The following is a 17,541-nucleotide window of genomic DNA, read 5'->3' on the forward strand; positions in this document are numbered from 1 at the left end:
ATCGCAACCCATCGCATCGCAACCCATCGCATCACATCGCAGAACCGCTTCACGCATGCAACACGCACGAACGCCGACGACCGATCACGCGCGCCTGACGCGCCCTCGTTCAGATACGCAGATACGGAGACCGTCCCGCATGAACCAGCAAGCCGAACCGTTCCTGAATGACGCACAGGAACTTGCCGAACTCGACGACCTCATCGACTTCAAGCAGGTGCATGTGTCGCGTCCGCACGAATCCGCGCATCTGCACGTGGCGGGCCGTGCAACCTATACCGACGACATCCCGCTGGTCGCCGGCACGCTGCACGCGGCGCTCGGCCTGTCGCAAAAGGCCCACGCGAAGATCGTATCGATCTCGTTCGACAAGGTGCGCGCGACGCCGGGCGTCGTCGCGGTGTTCACCGCCGACGACATTCCCGGTCACAACGACTGCGCGCCGATCGTCAAAGGCGACGATCCGGTGCTGGCCGACGGCGTCGTGCAGTACGTCGGCCAGCCGGTGTTTATCGTCGTTGCAACGTCGCACGACATTGCGCGGCGCGCGGCGCGACGCGCTGACATCGTGTACGAGGAACTGCCCGCGGTGCTGACCGCGCAGCAGGCGCGCGCCGCAAACCAGAGCGTGATACCGCCGATGAAACTCGCGCGCGGCGACGCCGGCACGAAGATCACGCGTGCCGCGCATCGCGAAAGCGGCGAGATGCTGCTCGGCGGCCAGGAGCAGTTCTATCTTGAAGGGCAAATCGCGTACGCGGTGCCGAAGGACGACGACGGCATGCACGTCTGGTGCTCGACGCAGCATCCGACTGAAATGCAGCATCTGGTCGCGCATCTGCTGAATGTCGCGTCGCATAACGTGCTGGTCGAATGCCGGCGGATGGGCGGCGGCTTCGGCGGCAAGGAATCGCAGTCGGGCCTGTTCGCATGCTGTGCGGCGCTGGCCGCATGGAAGCTGCTATGCCCGGTCAAACTGCGCCCGGACCGCGACGACGACATGATGATTACCGGCAAGCGCCACGATTTTCATTACGCGTACGAAGTTGGCTACGACGACGACGGGGTGATCGAAGGCGTATCGGTCGATATGACGTCGCGCTGCGGTTTTTCGGCGGATCTGTCGGGCCCGGTGATGACGCGCGCGGTGTGCCATTTCGACAACGCGTACTGGCTGCCGCACGTATCGATCGCGGGCTTCTGCGGCAAGACGAACACGCAGTCGAACACCGCGTTTCGTGGCTTTGGCGGACCGCAGGGCGCGTTTGCGATCGAGTACATCATCGACAATGTCGCGCGTTCGCTCGGGCTCGATCCGCTCGATGTACGGCGCCGCAATCTGTACGGCAAGACGGAGCGCAACCAGACGCCGTACGGTCAGGTCGTCGAAGACAACGTGCTGGATGAACTGATCGGCGAGCTCGAAGCGACGAGCCAGTACCGTGCGCGCCGCGCCGCGGTGCGCGAATTCAACGCGCGCAATGACGTGCTGAAAAAGGGCATCGCGTTGACCCCGGTGAAGTTCGGCATCGCGTTCAACGTCACGCACTTCAATCAGGCGGGCGCGCTCGTGCATATCTACACGGACGGCTCGGTACTCGTGAATCACGGCGGCACGGAAATGGGCCAAGGCCTGAACACGAAGGTTGCGCAGGTGGTCGCGCATGAGCTCGGCATCCGCTTTGGCCGCGTGCGCGTGACGGCGACCGATACGAGCAAGGTCGCTAACACGTCGGCGACCGCCGCGTCGACCGGCTCGGATCTGAACGGCAAGGCGGCGCAGGACGCCGCGCGCCAGTTGCGTGAGCGGCTCGCCGCGTTCGCGGCCGAGCGTTATGGCGCTGGCCAGGTGAGTGCTGCCGCGGTGCGCTTCGCGAACGATCGCGTCGTGGTTGGCGATGCGGTGGTGCCATTCGACGAAGTGATCGCGAACGCGTATGTCGCGCGCGTGCAATTGTGGTCCGACGGCTTCTACGCGACGCCGAAACTCTATTGGGATCAGGCGAAACTGCAAGGCCGGCCGTTCTTTTACTACTCGTACGGCGCGGCCGTCTCCGAAGTCGTGATCGACACGCTGACCGGCGAGATGCGCGTGTTGCGCGCGGATGCGCTGCATGACGTCGGCGCATCGCTGAATCCGGCGCTCGATATCGGCCAGGTCGAAGGCGGCTTTATCCAGGGGATGGGGTGGCTCACGACCGAAGAGCTGTGGTGGAACGACGGCGGCAGGCTGATGACGCATGCGCCGTCCACCTACAAGATCCCGACTGTCAACGACATGCCACCGGATTTCCGCGTGAATCTGTTTAAGAACCGCAATGCGGAGGACAGCATTCACCGCTCGAAGGCGGTCGGCGAGCCGCCGCTGCTACTGCCGTTTTCGGTGTTCTTCGCGATTCGCGACGCGGTGGCGAGCGTCGCGGACTACCATGTGAATCCGCCGCTGAACGCACCGGCGACTGGCGAAGCGATCCTCAACGCGGTGGGTGCGGTGCGCGCGATGCGCAGTGCTTGCGCTTACGTCGCGTAAGGAGTCCGGCGATGACGAACTATCCGCTGCTGAACCAGGTGCCGCCGCTGCAGATTGGCCGGCGCAGTGGCTATCGCGAGAGCCTGCCGCCGCCGCTGCCTATCGTGCTGTTCGGCGCGGGCCATGTCGGCCGCGCGCTGGTGACGCTGCTTGGCCGGCTGCCCTGCGTCGTGCAATGGGTCGACGAGCGCGACGAGCTGTTTCCGGACGACGTGCCGGCGAATGTGCAGGTCGAAGCGACCGACACGCCCGATGCGATTGTCGATTGCGCGCCACCCGGCGCGTGCTTTCTCGTGATGACGCACAACCACGCGCTCGACTTCGCGCTGGCGGCCCGCATCATGCGGCGGCGCGACTTCAAATACTTCGGGATGATCGGCTCGAAAACGAAGCGGGTGAAGTTCGAGCGCCGGCTGATCGAGCGCGGCGTCGATCCCGCGCGGATGCCGGAGATGACCTGTCCGATCGGCGTGGACGGTATCGCCGACAAGGCGCCACATGCGATCGCGCTGGCGGTGTGCGCGGAACTGCTGCAAATGCGGTGTGCGCCGTGCGTCGCGCAGCATCCGGTGCAGAGTGAATCGCAGTGCGTCGAGCGGTTCACGGCGTAGTTGCGCTTAAGTTCGCGCCGCCGCGTCAGCGCGGCAGCGGCGTATCCAAGCCCGCTTTCAAACCCGCGCTCGATGCCGCTGTGCATTCGGCGCCGCTGTCCTTGCGCGCAGGTCGCGCCTTGTGCGCGATCAGATCCGCCGATACCTGCGCCATCAACCCGCGCAACCAGCCGATATCGCTTGGCCGGTCGACCTGCGGATGCCACATCTGATAGCAGCGGATTCGCGGAAATGGAATCGGCGCGTCGACGACCGCGAGCGGCAGCAGGCTCGCATAGTGCATTGCGAAGCGGCGGGTCGTCGTGAAGATCAGATCCGACTGCAGCAGCACCTGTGGCACGAGCCCGAAATACGGCAGCGTGGCCACCACCCGGCGCTGCGCGTTCGCGCGCGCAAAGCCCGCGTCGATCGCGCCGCCGCGGCCGCCGCTGTACGGTGTCGGCGCAAGATGCGGCGCCGCCAGATACGCGTCGCGCGCAAGCGGTGCCCGCGCGAGCGGATGGTCCGCGCGCATCATGCAGACGACGGTGTCGGAGAACAGGTCGCTGCGTTCGAAACGTTCGTCCGGCTTCGGCCAGTTGCCGATCACGAGATCCAGCTCGCCGCTGTCGAGTGCGGCCGCGTGGTCGAGCTGCGGGCCTAGCGATTCGATCTCGAGCCGCGCGTGCGGTGCCGCATCGCGAAACTGCGCGATCACGGTCGGCATGAAGAAGTCGTTCAGATAGTCGGGCGCCGCGATACGAAATGTGCGGCGCGAGCGTTCGGGATCGAAATCGCCGTGCGGCGTAGCGACGAAATCGACGTCGCGCAACACCTGCTGCGCGGCCGCAAGCAGCGACTCGCCGTATTCGGTCGGCACCATGCCCGATTTGCCGCGCACGAGGATCGGGTCGTTCAGCGTTTCGCGCAGCTTGCGAAGCGCGGTGCTGATTGCCGGCTGCGTCTGGTTCAGGCGCAGCGCGGTCTGCGTGACGCTACGCTCGACAAGCAGCGTGCGCAGCACGCGCACGAGCCAGATATCGAGGGTAGCGGCGTTGTCGTCCACGATGGTGTCGTCGGTCAGGTTCGGTGCGGCGGTCGAAACCGGGCGGCGTCGCGCCCGGCAGCGCGGCGTGCCGCCGCATGGTCCGCTTGCATAACCTTAGGCCATCCCGCGCGCGTGCGGCATAGCGCGCGCGGGATGGCGGGCATTACGCGCCGCCGGCCGTCAGAGGGTCGGGAATGCCGACGGCAGCGACGAGATCCGCTTCACTTCTTTCGATTCGAGCCAGTTTGGCGTGCGTGCGCAATAGAGCGCCATCGGCAGCGCGTCTTCGCCCCAGAACAGCTGTTTGTTCAGCCAGAACGTCGGTACGCCGAATACGCCCAGCGCGATCGCGTCGGTGGTATTGCGCTGCAATTGCGCTTTTGCCTCTTCGCGTTCGACCAGTTCGAGCCCGTCCGCGACGCCAAGCCGCTCGCACAGCAGCGTGAAGCCGTCGGGCGTCGACGGATCGCGGCCCTCGCGCCAGATAAAGCGGAAGATTTCCCGCACCGTGTTCACGTCCGCGCGAATGGCTGCTGCAAGGCGCATCGGCCGGGTCGAATCGAACGGATGGACCGGCGGCATCCTGAACGGAATGCCGAGTTGTTCCGCGCGAAAAAGCGCGTAGCGATACATAAAGACGCGCTTGGCCGGAACGTCGTACGCAAGGCGCTGGCGCCAATGACCGTACAGCTCGTTCAGCGTGACGGGCGTCATCACGAACGGCATGCCCGGCCATTTGTCGTGCTGCTCGAGCAGCAGGTACGAAAACGGCGAGACAAAGTCGTAAAACCACAGAGGCTGCGTGGCGTCGATGCCATCGGTCATGATGTCTCCCGGGATTTTCAATGTGGCACGGCGCCGTTGCTGACGTTGCTGACGCGTGGTGGGGCACCGTGCCGGATTGCCCTCGATCTTACGCAAAGCCGGACCGGTCCGCAGCACCATCGGGGTGGGAACGACCAAAAGCGGGCAAATGCGGGTAATGCGGGCAACTGTGCGCGGAGGCGCGGGGCGAATCAACGCGCGGGTTTTGCGTCGTGCGCGCGAGCGCTGGGCGCGTGCCTGTCGCGCCCGGCTTGCCGCGCGACTATGCGTCAGACGGTATGCGTCGGGCCACTCTGTCCGGCGGCCGGCGCGTCGCTGTGCGCCGGGCTGCGCGCGGCGTCGGCTGCCGGATGCGTGGCGCCGGCGGCACCCGCGGATCCGGCAGCCTCTGACGACCCGGCCGGCGACGGCGCCGGCCCACCGTCACCGGACGGCGGCGCCGCGCGCAGCCCGTCCGCATGCGTGTCGCGTGGATGCATCAGCCGCTCGCGCACGAAGCCGATGTGCTCGCGCAGCACATAAAACTGGTCCGCGTACGCGAGTGGCATCTTGAGCCCGTTGACCGCTTCCTCGATCGCGTCGAGCCGCTCGACGAGCGCGTCCCGTTCGGCCTGCGACGTTTCGGACAGCGCGCCGCGCTCGATCGAGATCAGCGCGCCGTACCAGCGGTAGATGCGCGAGCGGACCCGCCACGCGTACAACGACGGCACGATCCGCAAGCCCGGAATCAGCACGACGATAATCGGCACCAGCACGACCAGCAGCCGGTCCGCGAGGCTCGCGATCCAGAACGGCAGCGTGCGGTACAGGAAGCTCTTGCCCGACTTGTAGTACCGCGCCGCGTCCGCGCTGATCGGAAAATCATGCGCGAGCGGCGATGGGAAGTCGCCGGCGCGCTGCAGGATGTTCGCTCTGCCATGCACTTCGCGCGCGGCTTCGATCAGCAGATCGGACAGCGCCGGATGCAACGACGTGCGCGCAACCAGTTCCGCGGTCGGCGCGACCATTTGCAAGGTCTGCGACGGGATGTTCTTGCCGAGATCGAGCGCGCCCATCGGCAGTTCGATGCGCGTCAGGAACGGGAAGCGGCCTTCATACGCATGGGCTTGCGTGAAATCGTAGAACTGGATATTCGGCGTGCGGAACAGCCTCACCATCACCGGCGGCTGCGCGGAATCGCCGGTCAGGAACGCTGCGTCGATCTTGCCGTCGACCAGCGCTTTCGCCGCGTCGTCGCCGGATAACGGCAGCAGTTTGGTCGGGCCGCCGGGCGTGATGCCGTTGGCCGCGAGCAGTTGCAGCGCGAGTTCGCGCGTGCCGCTGCCTTCGGCGCCGATCGCCATGCGCTGTCCCTTGAATTGCGACAGCCATTGGACCGTATCGCCGTGATAGAAAATCGCGACCGGCACATACGCGACGCTGCCCAGCGACATCAGGCCTTCGGTGTTGCCTTGCGCGATGCCGTCCTGCACGAACGCGACATCGACATCGAATTTCGGATTCTGCAAGCGGCGGAAGTTGTCGGCCGAGCCTTCCGACTCGAGCACGTCCACCGTCACGCGGTTGCGCGCGAGGATTTCCTTATAGCGCTGCGCCGCATTCCAGAACGTACTGCCGCGCGGGCCGGCGCTGATGATCAGCGTGTTGGGCGGGGCGGGCTGGATCAGACGCACCGCGGCCCAGATCGCAATCGCGCTGATCAGCAGGATCGGGCCGAATGTGACCGCCAGGTCACGCCACGAGATCGCGACGAAGCGCGCGACGAGGTGAGGGCGCCTGGCTTCGCTGCCCGCCGCGGTCGTTTCGCTGGTGGTGTCGCTCGTTTTGCCGCTAGTTTTGCCGTTAAGCGGGCCGTTGGGATCTGTCATTCGATGTCGTGGCGGCTGGGTCGCATACTGTCGGATGCGGTCTGCGTACGGTGGCGGCATGCACGCTGCGCGGTGCATGCTGATGCCGCCAGGGTGACGCCGACGAGGTTGCGGAGGCAACCCCGTGCAGCGATGCTCGCGCCGATGGTACATGAGATTGCCCTCACAACGGCGCACGAAAGCGCGTGTGCGGCGCACAAACCCGTAACAATTCGTGAGTGCGAAGTGCACGGCACACAGGCAGATTTTTGTCGTCGACACAACATTTGTGCGGACGTTCCGCGCGTCCGGCGTTAAAAGCTTTGCGATTTTTGTCGCGCTAGATTAAATTGGCGGCGCTGCCGCGCATCATTGCCGGCGCGCGCGATCCGGTCACAAGAATCGGACGTCGTGTGCCGCCGCGTGGCACCGGAGCTGTCCGCCGCCGTCGCTCATGTCACGCGTCAGGCAATAACCCGATAAATTGCGGGCGCTCCGTTTCCCGCCTCTCGTCTCTCGCCTGCCGCGTCAACCCGTCAATCGGCCGACGCCGCGCGGGCGCGCCTGCTCGCGCGTTGCTCGTGCATGGTCCGCGAGCGCTTGCGCGCGTCGCGCGCACGCGTCGGCTGGCTTGAACGATGTCGTAACGAAGCCGCAATGCGGTCTGGCCCGACCGGGTCTAAACCGAAGTGAAAAAGGAGAAAACATGAAATCGGCAGTTTTGAAAGCGTTGGGTGGTGTGGTTGCAGTGATGATCGCGTGCAACGTGTACGCGCAAGCAAGCGACGCCGCTGCAGGCGGCCAGACGGCAGCGGCCGGCGCGAAGGCCGAGAAGAAGGCGAACCGCCAGCTGGGTCACAAGGTGCGCGCGGCGCTCGCGAAGGCGAAGGGCCTCGACGTGTCGAGCATCAACGTGCGCGCGAAGAGCGGCGCGGTGACGCTGTCCGGCACGGTGCCCGACCAGGGCCAGATCGACCTCGCCGGCGATACGGCGAAGGGCGTGGCCGGCGTGTCGTCGGTGTCGAACAAGCTGAACGTGCAACAGCAGTAAGCGTTGCGCGGCGTGCAACGCGCGCTTCGCGGGTTGCACAGGACCGTGTGTGGACCGCGGCAAGGCCACGCAAGGTCTGATCAGGCCGATATGATGAACGGGCTTCAGGTGCGTCACCTGAAGCCCGTTCTGCTTGATGCGTGGCGCTTAATGTGTGCGGTGGTGCGTCGTGCATGGCACTTTGGATGATGCGCGGTGCCAAACGTCGGCGGTCGAAGCAAGACCGCGCGAAGGGGGAGGCAACCATGCCGGCAATCCAGTCCTTGCGTTTTGCGGTGCTCGCGTGCGCTACGGTGCTCGTCTCCGGCTGCGGCAGCGGCAGTGACGGCAACAACGGCCAGTCGATCAACGCGATGCCGGTGTTCGTCGTACCGGGCAGCGTGACCACCACGACGTACGACGGCAATAGCGACGACCTGCTAACCGCCGGTCTCGGCAAGACAGGTCTTGCCGCCAATGCGCCGGGTTTCGCGAACCCGGCTGCGCCGACCTCCGCCGAACTGCGGCGCCTTGCGATCTGGTCGAACTACCGCGCGCTGGTCGATATCACCGCGAATGGCGGTTACGGCCGATTCTGGGGGCCGAATATCGACCTGAACGGCAACGACACGCTAGGCGAAGGGAAGATCGCCGGCATTGAGTACGTCGCGTATGCGGACAACGGCAGCGGCCGTCAGAACGTGACGCTGCTCGTGCAAGTGCCCGCGAGTTTCGATCCGGCGAATCCTTGCATCGTGACGGCGACGTCGTCGGGTTCGCGCGGTGTCTACGGCGCGATTTCGGCGGCGGGCGAATGGGCTTTGAAGCGCGGCTGCGCGGTTGCGTACACGGACAAAGGCACCGGCAATGGCGCGCATGAACTATCGACCAATATCGTCACGCTGATCGACGGCCGGCTTGGCGTCGCGAATCTCGTTGGCACGAGAAGTCTTTTCACCGCAAACGTGCCATCGACGGCGCTCGCAAGCTTCAATCGGAGCTTCCCGAACCGCTACGCGTTCAAACACGCGCATTCGCAGCAGAACCCGGAACAGGACTGGGGCAAGGACACGCTCGAAGCGATCCAGTTCGCGTACTGGGCGCTCAACCAGCAGTTCGCGCCGCTTGTGGACAGCACGCGCCACGCAGTGCGGTATCAACCGGGCAGCATCACGACGATTGCCGCGTCGGTCAGCAATGGCGGCGGTGCGTCGCTCGCGGCCGCGGAGCAGGATACGCAGGGCTTGATCACGGCGGTGGTGGTCGGCGAGCCGCAGATCAACCTGAATATGTCGCCGAATGCGCAGGTCATCGAAGGTGGCGTGCGCATCACGTCCGCCGGCGCGCCACTGGCCGACTACATCACGTTCGCGAACCTGCTTCAGCCGTGCGCGGCGGCGGCGCCGTCGGTGGCGGCCGCGCCGTACCTGTCGACGCTGCCGCTGGCGACCACCCAGGCGATTCGCGCCGCGCGCTGCGCGTCGCTGGCCGGCAACGGGCTTGTCGCGGGCGTCAACGTCGCCGCGCAGTCGGCGGATGCGTTGAACCGGCTGCACGCGGCCGGTTACGAAACGGACTCCGACCTGCTGCACGCGCCGATGTGGGATTCGCAGGCGGTGCCGGCGGTGGCGGTCACGTACGCAAATGCGTACATGCTGTCGAGCGTTACCGATAACCTGTGCGGTTTCAGTTTCGGCACCACCGATGCGCAAGGCAACGCGGGCGTTGCGCCGGTCATTGCGCCGATGCCGAGCCTGTTCGGCCTCGGCAATGGCGTGCCGCCGACCAGCGGTATCAATCTCGTGTTCAACATTTCGCCAAGCGGCGTCGACCATCGTCTTGCGACCGCCGACGCGAGTTTTACCGGCGCGTTCTGTCTGCGCGGATTGTGGACCAATATCTTTTCCACCATGCAGACGAGCGTCAATGCGATTCGCGTCAACGCCAATCTGCGCGGCAAACCGGCGATCATCGTGCAGGGCCGCAGCGATGCGCTGGTGCCGGTCAATCATGCGTCGCGTGCGTATCTGGCGATGAACACGCTCGCTGAAGGGTCGAGGAGCCAGTTGTCTTTTTACGAAGTGACGAACGCGCAGCATTTCGATGCGTTTCTCGGCACGCCGGGCTTCGATACGCGCTTTGTGCCGCTGCATTACTACAATCTGCAGGCGCTGAACCTGATGTGGGGCCATCTGAAGAGTGGCGCCGCGTTGCCGCCGTCGCAGGTGGTTCGCACCACACCGCGCGGCGGCACGCCCGGCGCCGCGCCCGCGCTGTCCGTTTCGAACTTGCCGCCGATTGCGCAAAGCCCCGGCTCGAACGCGATCAGAGCGGCGGCGGGTACGGTCGCCGTGCCGCGTTAGAGGTCTATTCACGCTGCATCGATGGCGCGCCGATGCGCACTTTTGACGCGAATACGCTTCGTATTGACGGTCCGCTCGTGCGCCATGACACACAAATTACCCACGTGATGTCGTACTCTGAGATATCGGAATCGGAGTCGAGCATGATGGACACGACACTTCTGCGGTACACCGACTTGCCGATCGGCGAACGAGCGGCTTTCGAACTGGTTTGCGCACGGCATGGTTTCGCGCCCGCGCATTTCGATGTGAGCGCAACGATCGATGCGCACGACCCCGCGCAGAGCCAGCGGCTCGTCACCGTGCGACGCGGCGGCTGGGCGCAGTCGTATCGCGAGGACAGCGGCGGGCATTGGGTGCGCGAGTTTGAAACGGATCTGAACTGCCGGTTCTTCAAGTAGGCGCCGGTTCAACCGTTCATCCGTTTCACCGCGCGGTGCGATGCACGTTGCACCGCTCCAGCAACGCGTGTTGTAACGTTGAGATCGCAACGTTCGCATTCAGACGCGCATCGCATGCAGGCGATGCGCGCACACCTTCAAGGCTCAAACCAGCACCAGCTTGATGCCGACGACGGTCAGCGTTGCGGCAAGCACATGCCGCAGCAGTTTCTCCGGTGCCTTCGCCGAAAGCAGGCTGCCGGCGACGATGCCTGGCAACGACCCGACCAGCAGCGACACGAGCAGCGACCAGTCGATCGACCCGAGCAGCCAGTGACCCGCGCCCGCGAGCAGCGTCAGTGGCACCGCGTGCGCAATGTCGGACCCGACGATGCGTGAAACGGGCAGCGCCGGGTATAACAGCAGCAGCACCGTCACACCGATTGCGCCCGCGCCGACCGAGGTCAACGTCACGAGCGCGCCGAGCACGGCGCCGGTCAGCATCGTCAGCGCGAGCGTGTTGCCGTGCGCGGGCGCGGGACGGTGACGCGACGCAAAGGCCGCGAGCTGTGGCCGGAATATCAGCGCAATCGCGGTGATCAGCAGCGCCGCGCCGAGCACGATCTGAATCAGATAGCTGCCGCGCGGCGAATCCATTCCATAGCGATGCAGCAGGATCAGCGTGAGCGTCGCAGCCGGTACGCTGCCGGCCGCGAGACGCAGCGTGACCAGCCAGTCCACCGAACCCTTCATGCCGTGCACGAGCGTGCCGGTCGCTTTGGTCACCGATGCATACAGCAGGTCGGTGCCGACCGCGGTGGCCGGGTGAATGCCGAACAACAGCACGAGAATCGGCGTCATCAGCGAGCCGCCGCCGACGCCGGTCAGCCCGACCAGAAAGCCGACGAAAAGGCCGGAGACGGAGTACAGCGGTTCAATATGCGGGAAAGACATCAGGGGAAAATGGCAGCGGGTGTTGGCCGGGCTCAGGACGGCGAAGCGTACTTAAGATTGGCCGATTGCACGGGATCGGCGATTTCCTTGTGGAAATGGATAAGCAGGTGCGCCGAAAGACCCGTATTGTCGCAAAACCCGCCGCGTTGCGTTCTGGATTGTGTGACTCGAAGCTTACAATACCTTTCGCCGCCTCTTGTCGGTCGCTTACCATAGCCCACGGCCGCCTCTGTGAGACTGTGCGTGAGGTTGTGCGGCTACCCCCCGTTTTCCGTCCCGCTTATCACAATGAACTACGGCGTCGCCTACGCATTTCTTGCCTTCACGATCTGGGGGCTCTTTCCCGTTTACTTCAAATCACTGCATCAGATCTCGTCGCTCGAGATTCTCGCGCACCGGATGGTCTGGTCGATGCTGTTCCTGTTTATCGTGCTGACCGTACGGCTGCAGTGGCGCTGGCTGGCGCCGGTGATGCGCGACCGGCGCCTGCTCGCACGCTTCGCGGCAAGCGCGGCGCTGTTGTCGGCGAACTGGGGAATCTATATCTGGGCGGTCAACGCGGGGCATATCGTCGAAGCAAGCCTCGGTTACTTCGTCACGCCGCTAATCAGCGTGCTGTTCGGCCTCGGTTTTCTTGGCGAGCGACTGCGGCCCGTGCAGTGGTTCGCCGTTGCGATTGCGTCAGCCGGCGTGCTGTGGCTCACGTGGCAAAACGGCCGGCCGCCATGGATCAGCATCGGCCTCGCGCTGACCTTCGGCGGCTACGGGCTGTTGCGCAAGACTGCGAAGCTCGGCGCACTCGAAGGGCTTACGCTCGAGACCATTCTCCTGCTGCCGGTGGCGCTGCTGTATCTGGCGGCGCTGTCACTGCATGGCGACAGCGGCTTTGGTGCGGCGCCCGCCGGCGTGAAGGTGCTGCTCGCGCTGGCCGGGCCGATCACCGCGGTGCCGCTGCTGCTATTCGCTGCGGGCGCACGGCGTATTCCGCTGTCGATGCTCGGGCTTTTGCAGTATGTGACGCCGTCGTTGCAGTTGCTGATCGGCGTGTTGATCTACCGGGAGCCGTTCGGCGGCGCGCAACTGATCGGCTATGGCGCGATCTGGCTCGCACTGGCCGTGTACTCGCTCGAAGGCTTGGCGCGCCTGCGGCTCGTGCGGCAATGATGGACGGCGGGGGCTGAGTCCCTGGGCTCCGCCCACACCGGCGGGGCGTCGTGCGTCGCCGCGCGCTTACAGCGCGCGGCGAATCTCGTTGACACCGAATACCGCGAGCGCGAGGCCCGCCACGCGGTCGATGATCATGCGCAGTCGTCTGCCGATCGCATGACGCGCGAGCGACACGACGGTGACAAGACAACACCACCATGCGATCGAACCGAAGAACACGCCGAGCACGGTCGTGAACGCGACGTCCGATGCGAACGCGCCGCGTGGTGCAAGCGTCGTAAACAACGCGGCGAACATGATCACGGTTTGCGGGTTGGTCAGCGTTAACAGCAACGCGCCGCCGAATGAGCGCATGGCACCCGAGCGGCCGAGCGCGGCGAGTTTGCCGTTGCCGTTCGCGTCGCCCGCGTGAGCACCATTGTCATCAGGCGTTTTCTGCAGAATCGTGCGCAGGCCGAGCCAAAGCAGAAATACGCCGGCGGCGATATGCAGCGGTTTGTCGTACGCGAGCATGAACTGCGACACGCTGACAAGACCCAACGCGGCGACCAGGCCGTACGCCGCGTCGCCGCTGGCAATGCCCAGACCGATCGCGAGCCCCGCGCGCGGACCGCCGGCGAGCGTGCGGCGGATACACAGCATGCCCATCGGACCGATCGGCGCGGCAACCGCAAGGCCCACGCCGGCTGCGGTGAGAAAAAGGCCTACGTTGAACACGGAAACTCCTGATATCGGTCACGTCCGCGAACGCGCCGCTGTGCGCGATCGCGTCCGCTGACCTGTGTAAGCAAAACGCAAGAGCATAGCGGCGCCACGGCTAACCGGCAACGCGGGAATACACTCGCGGCGCGACCGGCGCGCGGCAACATGCGTCGGCCGAACCCGCCCGCGTTACGATCTCCACGCTTTTCCGCTCGGGAAATGAAATTCGTCCAGCGATGCCGGCAACATTTCGATGCTGTACCCGGCCCTTTGCGGCGGCATATACCGGCCGTTGCGAATCATGACCGGGTCGACGAAGTGCTGATGCAGGTGGTCGACATACTCGAGCACGCGATTTTCAAGCGACGCGGATACGCAGATGTAGTCGAACAGCGAGATGTGCTGCACGTATTCGCAAAGCCCGACACCGCCCGCGTGCGGACAGACCGGCACGCCGAACTTCGCAGCCATCAGCAGCACGACTAGCACTTCGTTGAGGCCGCCCAGCCGGCAACTGTCGATCTGGCAGAAGTCGATTGCCTGCGCCTGCAGCAGCTGCTTGAACATCACGCGGTTCTGGCAGTGCTCGCCGGTAGCGACGCCGATCGTGCCGAGCCGACGGCGGATCGCGGCGTGACCGAGCACGTCGTCAGGGCTGGTCGGCTCCTCGATCCACCACGGGTCGAACTCCGCGAGCTGGCGCATGTTCGCAATCGCCTCGTCGACCTCCCACACCTGGTTCGCGTCCATCATCAACTTGCGCTCGACGCCGATCTCTTCTCGCAGGATGCGCGCGCGGCGCACGTCTTCTTCGAGGTTGCCGCCGACCTTCTGCTTGAAGTGCGTCCAGCCTTGCTTCACCCCTTCGCGCGCGAGGCGCCGGATCTTGTCGTCGTCGTAGCCGAGCCAGCCGGCGGAGGTCGTGTACGCGGGGTAGCCGTGCGCGAGCATTTCCGCTTCGCGATCGGCTTTGGTCGCCGCGTGGCGGCGCAGTATCGCCAGCGCTTCATGTGGCGTCAGCGCATCGGTCACGTAGCGGAAGTCGAGGCAACCGACGAGCGCCTCGGGGCTCATATCGACCAGCAGTTTCCACACCGGCTTGCCTTCGGCCTTTGCCCAAAGGTCCCAGACCGCATTGACCACCGCGGCGGTGGCCAGATGAATCGCGCCTTTGTCTGGCCCGATCCAGCGCAGTTGGCTATCCGATGTGATCGCACGCCAGAAACCGCCCATATCGGCGGCAATATCTTCGAGGCGGCGGCCGACCACGAGTCGCGACAACGCATGGACGGCGCTCACGCAAATTTCATTGCCACGTCCGATCGTGAAGGTGAGGCCGTGGCCGGCGAGCGACTTCGGCGCGTCGGTTTCGAGTACGACGTAAGTGGCGGAATAGTCCGGCGCCGCATTCATCGCGTCCGAGCCGTCGAGCGAACGCGATGTCGGAAAGCGAATGTCCCGCACGGTGAGGCCGGTGATTGTGGTCATCAGAAACCCTCCCTCGTGAAGTGACGGACGCGAAGCACACGCGTGGGCAAGCCGGGTTTGCGTGGATAAAACCTGGGCGGATTTGCCTGGGAAAGCGCTCGTTGACACCGCTAGTTTCGCCTCCTAGCATGCTAACATGTTAGTCGCAAATCAAGCGCACCGTGAGTTCTTCTAACGAAGCGGCGGATCAGGGCGACCCCTATCTCGCGCTGCACAAACTGCAAGGCGGCGAACGCGGCAATCTGACCGGCGCGGTCGAACAGGCGCTGCGCGACGCGATTGTCACGCTCGCGTTCGAGCCCGGTGCGATGCTCGACAAACAGGCAATTTGCGAGCGCATGGGCGTGTCGCGCTTTCCCGTTTCCGCGGCGCTTACGAAGCTCGCGGCCGCGGGCCTCGTCGAAGTACTGCCGCAGCGCGGCACGCGCGTGCGGCCGGTCGTGATTCACGATATTCGTCAGCATCTGTTTATTCGCAGTGCACTCGAAGTGGAAACCGTGCGCAGTGTCGCGCTCGCGTGCCGTGCCGCGACACTCGATGCACTTGCACAGAACCTGGAAAAACAGCGCGAAGCGGTGGGCGCCGCACAACGTCATACATTTCATCGGCTCGATCTGGCGTTCCACGAGATCATGCTCGACGAAATCGCGCTGCCGCGCGTGAAGGAGATTGTCACGGTGTCGCGCAGCGCACTCGATCGCGCGCGGCAGCTGATCGCAACGCCCGAGCGCCTGACGCGTACGCTCGACGAACACCAACGCATTTATGACGCGATTCGCGGCCGCGATATCGAAGCGGCGGCGCGCGCGATGCACGGTCATCTGGATCAGGTCGTCGCCGAATTGCGGCGCTTCGCCGCCGAGCGGCCCGATCTGGTCGAGGAATAAGCCGCACGACAAGCGGAATAGCAGGCGGAATAACAAGGGGAATAACAAGGGGAATAACAAACCGAACAACAGGCGCGCCGCCGAACTTCAATCAGCGCCACACGATGTTGCAGCCGTTGTTGGATCAGGTCACCGGACGTTGAACTCGACGCAGTCAACCGGAACGAAGGAGACAAAATGAAGCTCGTAAAACGCTTGAGCGCGGCCGCTGCGTTCGTGGCCGCGTGCGGGATCACTTTCGGCATCACGGGCGGCATCGCAAGCACATGCGCGCACGCGGAAGATTTTCACGGCGTGACGGTGAACATCATGACGTTCGTCGGCCCGCAAATCGCCGAACCGCTGCAACGGCGCGCACCGGAGTTCGAAAAGCTGACCGGTGCGAAGATCAACATCCTGACGGTGCCGTTTTCGGACCTGTATCAGAAGCTATTGACCGACTGGGCGTCGGGCACGAACTCGGTCGATGCGGCGGTGTTCGCGCCGCAGTGGATGCCCGACTACACGAAGGGCGGCTTCCTCGAAGACCTGAGCTCGCGCGTTGCGCAAGACAAGGCGCTAAAGGAAGACGATGTGATGCCGTTTTTCCGCGATTTCTCGCAACGCTATGCGGGCAAGACCTATCTGATCGCGCTCGACGGCGACTTCCAGATGGTCTACTACCGCACGGATATCCTGAAACAGCTCGGCAAACAACCGCCGAAAACGTGGGACGACTATCTCGACATCGCGAAGGCAGCGAACGGCAAAGTGTTCGGCGGCGACGGCAAGCCGGTCGCCGGCTCGTGCATTTCGAAGAAGCGCAATGCCCAGGCCTACTGGGCGATCACATCGATCGCCGGCGGCTACATCCAGTCGAAGGGCACGGCGCAGGGCGCGTTCTTCGATCCGCGCAACTTCAAGCCGTTGATCAACAACGACGGCTTCAAGGCGGCGCTCGACGTCTATAAGGAAACCACCCAGTACGGACCGCCGAACGAGATCAACCTCGATGTCGGCGATACGCGCAGCGCGTTTATCTCCGGGCATTGCGCGCTGACGCTCGACTGGGGCGATATCGGACCGCTTGCGGTCGATCCGAAACAGTCGAAGGTTGCCGATACGACCGGCGCGGTGATTCTGCCCGGTTCGAAAAAGGTGTTGAATCGTGATACCGGCAAGCTCGTCGCGTGCGACAAGGCGATCTGCCCTTACGCAATCGACGGCGTGAATCATGCGCCGTTCGCTGCGTTCGGTGGCTGGTCCGGCGGCATCAGCGCGAAGGCGAAACCGAAGGTGAAGGACGCCGCATACGCGTTCCTGTCGTATATGAGCCAGCCCGCGCAATCGAATGTCGACGTGACGATCGGCCGTACCGGCTTCAACCCGTATCGCCAGTCGCAGTTCAGCGATATGTCGATCTGGAAAAAGTCCGGCATGAGCGATGCGCTCTCCGCGTCGTATCTCGGTGCGATCAAGTCGAGCCTGCAAAGCCCGAACATGATCATCGATTTGCGGATTCCGCAGAATCAGCGCTATCAGCAGGTCGTGCTCGACACCGCGGTGTCGCGCTTCCTCGCCGGCGAACTCGATGCGGACGCAACGATGAAGACCATCGAGCAGGGCTGGGATGAAATCACCGATGACGTCGGCAAGGACAACCAGCTTGCCGCGTACCGCGCGTCGATCGGGTACAAGCCGTAACGCGCGTTAATCGACCGTTGAAGATACGCACAGACGCCAAGGTCAAC

At 64.5% G+C, this 17,541-nt stretch carries 14 protein-coding genes; 8 read left to right on the forward strand and 6 right to left on the reverse strand.

Features of this window, described 5'->3' with window-relative positions:
* Positions 1-139 precede the first annotated feature (139 nt).
* Together xdhB and xdhC are read left to right on the forward strand one after the other, a co-directional pair.
* Positions 140-2,530 carry a xanthine dehydrogenase molybdopterin binding subunit gene (gene xdhB, locus BX592_RS26585; RefSeq protein ID WP_134196266.1) on the forward strand — a complete coding sequence of 797 codons (2,391 nt, stop codon included), beginning with the start codon at positions 140-142 and terminating at the stop codon, positions 2,528-2,530.
* Between the two features lie 11 nt (positions 2,531-2,541).
* A complete protein-coding gene (gene xdhC, locus BX592_RS26590; RefSeq protein WP_134196267.1) occupies positions 2,542-3,141 on the forward strand; it encodes a xanthine dehydrogenase accessory protein XdhC in 600 nt (199 codons plus the stop codon).
* A gap of 25 nt (positions 3,142-3,166) precedes the next feature.
* On the opposite strand, the gene BX592_RS26595 is transcribed toward xdhC, so the two are convergent.
* From BX592_RS26595 to BX592_RS26605, 3 genes are all read right to left on the reverse strand, one after another.
* Positions 3,167-4,186, reverse strand: coding sequence for a LysR substrate-binding domain-containing protein (locus tag BX592_RS26595; RefSeq protein WP_134196268.1), 1,020 nt, complete (start codon positions 4,184-4,186; stop codon positions 3,167-3,169).
* A 162-nt stretch (positions 4,187-4,348) separates the two neighbouring features.
* Positions 4,349-4,993 (reverse strand): 2-hydroxychromene-2-carboxylate isomerase, encoded by a 645-nt coding sequence (locus tag BX592_RS26600; protein WP_134196269.1) that lies wholly within the window; start codon positions 4,991-4,993, stop codon positions 4,349-4,351.
* 269 nt (positions 4,994-5,262) lie between these two features.
* A complete protein-coding gene (locus BX592_RS26605) occupies positions 5,263-6,861 on the reverse strand; it encodes a TAXI family TRAP transporter solute-binding subunit (RefSeq protein WP_134196270.1) in 1,599 nt (532 codons plus the stop codon).
* Positions 6,862-7,546: 685 nt separating this feature from the next.
* Between BX592_RS26605 and BX592_RS26610 the strand changes: the two genes are divergently transcribed.
* The 3 genes from BX592_RS26610 to BX592_RS26620 all read left to right on the forward strand — a co-directional run bounded on the left by BX592_RS26610 (position 7,547) and on the right by BX592_RS26620 (position 10,634).
* Positions 7,547-7,891 carry a BON domain-containing protein gene (locus tag BX592_RS26610; protein WP_134196271.1) on the forward strand — a complete coding sequence of 115 codons (345 nt, stop codon included), beginning with the start codon at positions 7,547-7,549 and terminating at the stop codon, positions 7,889-7,891.
* A 245-nt stretch (positions 7,892-8,136) separates the two neighbouring features.
* Positions 8,137-10,233, forward strand: a complete 2,097-nt coding sequence (locus BX592_RS26615; protein ID WP_134196272.1) for a D-(-)-3-hydroxybutyrate oligomer hydrolase — start codon at positions 8,137-8,139, stop codon at positions 10,231-10,233.
* Positions 10,234-10,379: 146 nt separating this feature from the next.
* Positions 10,380-10,634, forward strand: coding sequence for a hypothetical protein (locus BX592_RS26620; RefSeq protein ID WP_134196321.1), 255 nt, complete (start codon positions 10,380-10,382; stop codon positions 10,632-10,634).
* Positions 10,635-10,778: 144 nt separating this feature from the next.
* Here BX592_RS26620 and BX592_RS26625 read toward each other — a convergent pair whose 3' ends face one another.
* Complete coding sequence (locus BX592_RS26625) at positions 10,779-11,567, reverse strand: sulfite exporter TauE/SafE family protein (protein ID WP_134196273.1); 789 nt, start codon at positions 11,565-11,567, stop codon at positions 10,779-10,781.
* Between the two features lie 288 nt (positions 11,568-11,855).
* On the opposite strand from BX592_RS26625, the gene rarD reads away from it, so the two are divergent.
* Positions 11,856-12,731, forward strand: coding sequence for an EamA family transporter RarD (gene rarD, locus BX592_RS26630; protein ID WP_134196274.1), 876 nt, complete (start codon positions 11,856-11,858; stop codon positions 12,729-12,731).
* 66 nt (positions 12,732-12,797) lie between these two features.
* On the opposite strand, the gene BX592_RS26635 is transcribed toward rarD, so the two are convergent.
* Both BX592_RS26635 and BX592_RS26640 read right to left on the reverse strand, forming a co-directional pair.
* Positions 12,798-13,451, reverse strand: coding sequence for a LysE family translocator (locus BX592_RS26635; RefSeq protein WP_134196275.1), 654 nt, complete (start codon positions 13,449-13,451; stop codon positions 12,798-12,800).
* Between the two features lie 174 nt (positions 13,452-13,625).
* The gene (locus BX592_RS26640; RefSeq protein ID WP_134196276.1) at positions 13,626-14,924 is read right to left on the reverse strand and encodes an L-fuconate dehydratase; all 1,299 of its coding nucleotides are present in this window, start codon (positions 14,922-14,924) and stop codon (positions 13,626-13,628) included.
* Positions 14,925-15,085: 161 nt separating this feature from the next.
* Here BX592_RS26640 and BX592_RS26645 point away from each other — a divergent pair, with 161 nt between their 5' ends.
* Positions 15,086-15,811, forward strand: coding sequence for a GntR family transcriptional regulator (locus BX592_RS26645; protein WP_243849742.1), 726 nt, complete (start codon positions 15,086-15,088; stop codon positions 15,809-15,811).
* 177 nt (positions 15,812-15,988) lie between these two features.
* A complete protein-coding gene (locus BX592_RS26650; RefSeq protein WP_134196277.1) occupies positions 15,989-17,494 on the forward strand; it encodes an extracellular solute-binding protein in 1,506 nt (501 codons plus the stop codon).
* Positions 17,495-17,541 lie beyond the last annotated feature (47 nt).

This window comes from Paraburkholderia rhizosphaerae, from assembly GCF_004366595.1.
GTDB classification, from domain to species: domain Bacteria; phylum Pseudomonadota; class Gammaproteobacteria; order Burkholderiales; family Burkholderiaceae; genus Paraburkholderia; species Paraburkholderia rhizosphaerae.